Origin of the sequence: Kaistella sp. (assembly GCF_049588135.1) — a bacterium.
Lineage (GTDB): Bacteria > Bacteroidota > Bacteroidia > Flavobacteriales > Weeksellaceae > Kaistella.
Genome location: NZ_JBAVFG010000218.1, coordinates 1 through 2748 on the forward strand (window position 1 = coordinate 1; position 2748 = coordinate 2748).

Consider the following 2748-nt stretch of genomic DNA (forward strand, 5'->3'; position numbering starts at 1 on the left):
AAGTTGGTGTTCTGAAAAGTCGATTTCGTGTCGAGGTAAGAAAAGTTTCCTTTGGTATTGAATTTTCCTTTAATCCATCCAAAATCCAAATCATTTTTTATTCCTTTATAAGCATCTTTTTCATCCAGATAATTGATTTGATAATTCAGAAAAGAAGTATTTTTCCACTGATTTAAAAAACTGAAAATTAATCGGTTTTGAGTAATTTGATTAAATTCCTGCGCCAAATTAAAATCACGTGAAAACTCAACATCATTGATTAGGTCCAGAATATGAAACTGCGAATTGATATGTTGAAATTCGAAACTTGGTGTTCCTTTCCAGTTATTTTTACTAAAGGTTTTGTTTCCAAAAACGCGTCCGGCGTAACCGATATTTTGGTTGGCGTCTTTAGAAGAAAAAAGATTGAGATCATAGTTGCTCAAAGAAAAATCGGCTCCAACTTTTCCGTTGTTTAAAAGAACTTCGGCGTTGGTAGAAAAAACCTGTGCTTTTTGTGGAGAAGGTAATTTTCTTACTGCTTTATAATTACCTGTATTTAGACCCACATATTCGAAAACCCTTCCATTATTCGTGGTTTGCTTGATGCGATAATCGCCTAAATTGTCGCCAAAGTAAGTAAACGCAACCTGATACAATGTTTGAGTTTGATCGCTGGAGAATTCGTAATAATTTCCATTTTGATCCTGAATAAGTTGGTAAAGGATTTTGTTTACATCATATTCCGAAACTGTTCCGGAAGGTGCGTACATTAAATCGGGATTATTTCCTGCGTTGGCTAAGATCTGCTCATCTTCTTTAGATAAATTTAAAGAAAGCGGTGCGTTTTTATTATCGTTTTCCATAAACCAGTTGAAACCGAATTTCACTTTTTCTCTTTCGTGTTGAACGCCACCCGTGACCAAAAATCGGGTGTAATTTCGGTTGGTATAATTGTAAGAAATGGTAATGAAATTCTGTTTGAAAATCGGTCGGAAACTGGTAAAGGTAATTTCTCCCGTATTATAATTAATAATGTAATCCTGACTTTCGCCACGTTTCATTAAAATTCCGTCGATGAAAACCTGTTCTGAGCCAGAAATAATCGTGATAAACTGTTCGCCATTTTTTCCGTTTAAACGATAAGGACCTTGGTTTCCTTCTACACCTTGAAATCGAATGCGGTGAAATTCACTTCTTGCAACTCCGGCAGAAATATCTATAAAAGTTTTATTTTCCTGGCCTAATTTTGTTTCAAATTCTAAACCCATACTTCGCCTTTGAAAACGACCGAAATAGGTGCGGTCATCCATTAGATCCAAATGGCCGGCACGCAATATCGAGTTATCTTTGATGTTGAGTTGCATATAAATCTTGTCGAATTCCTCCAGGGTTTGCGTATAACCGTCGGCTTGAATCGGCAGATTATGATCGGAAATTGAAGCCAGAATTGAAACATCATTTGATAGTTTTCCGGTAATCTGTAAATCCATCGAACTTTGTACGCTTTGTCCTTGATTATTGCCAAAAGTAATTCCGCGGATAATAGAACCTTTAGAATTTAAATCCCCTAAAATTTGAGAACGATTATTTTTAACCAAAATACCTTCGTCAATAATCGTTTTATTCGGCATTCTAATAAAATCTAAAGTATCTTTTGAGAATACCTCTTTATTTATTTTTGCAGCAAGTATGGAATCTTTTTTAAGAGAGTCTTTGGGGATATTGGGATTATGCCACGTAAAAAGCTGTGCATTCATGATGTGAAATGCGGTAGTGAAATAGAAAATGAAAAATATTTTTTTTGCCAAAATAGTAGCTGAAACCTTTTTTGTAAAAGTAACGAAAAACTCTTTTTAAAATTGTTTTTGCATATTTAACATTTAATTCACGCTTAAATTGGTGAATAAGTATAAAAGATTGTATTTTTGTCATAGAAATTATTAATTAACTAAACTTTTTAAAACATGAAAAAATTCTATTCTTTATTTGCAGCGGTAATTTTAGCTGCTAGTGTAAATGCACAAATGACTGTTTTTAGTGCAACTTTTGATGATGTAACTGGTACTGGAGGAAACGATGGGTTGTGGAGTGGTTCTGCAGCTAATTCTGCAGCAACAGCTCCTACAGGTTGGACATATGACAGTATGTATAAAGGTGACAAATGTCTTAAAGGTGGGACGGGAGCTAAAGCTGGTTCAATAACAACGCCTGCATTAACTGAACTTTCTGGAAATGCAACATTAACTTTCAAAGCTGGAGCTTGGGATGGTAGTAGTGAGAAACTTACTCTTGATGTTGCTATTATAGGAGGTGGAACTTTAGATATTTCAACCGTAACGATGGTAAAAGGAGCATTTACGACTTACACAATCGCAATTAGTGGAGGTACTGCAAATAGTAAATTGAAGTTTACCGCACCAGTTGCAACTAATAACAGATTCTTCATTGATGATATTTTAGTAACTGCACCAACTCAAGCGGTAGGTGACGTAAACGCAACTAAAGTAAATTTAGTTAAAAATACCGTAGTTGCAAATGCAATCATGTTCTCCGCAAAAGCAGACGTTCAAATTTTAAACATGAATGGTCAAGTTGTTAAAACGGCTTCTGTAAATGAAAATACTTCATTAGACGTTGCAACTTTAGCAAAAGGAATGTATGTTGTAACTGCAACTGTGAACGGAAAAGCAGTTTCTCAGAAAATTATCAAAAAATAATTTTTTTTCCCAGAAAAGATTGAAGCCTCCGTTTGGAGGCTTTTTTTGT

General features: G+C 34.7%; 1 protein-coding gene and 1 pseudogene. One reads left to right on the plus strand and one right to left on the minus strand.

Going from position 1 to position 2748, the window contains the following annotated elements; translation table 11 throughout:
• Window positions 1–1739 (minus strand): annotated as a pseudogene (locus WBY99_RS12000) (hypothetical protein); the annotation flags it as partial.
• Window positions 1740–1946: 207 nt separating this feature from the next.
• Here WBY99_RS12000 and WBY99_RS12005 point away from each other — a divergent pair.
• Complete coding sequence (locus WBY99_RS12005) at window positions 1947–2699, plus strand: T9SS type A sorting domain-containing protein (protein WP_423976574.1); 753 nt, start codon at window positions 1947–1949, stop codon at window positions 2697–2699.
• Window positions 2700–2748: the final 49 nt, after the last annotated feature.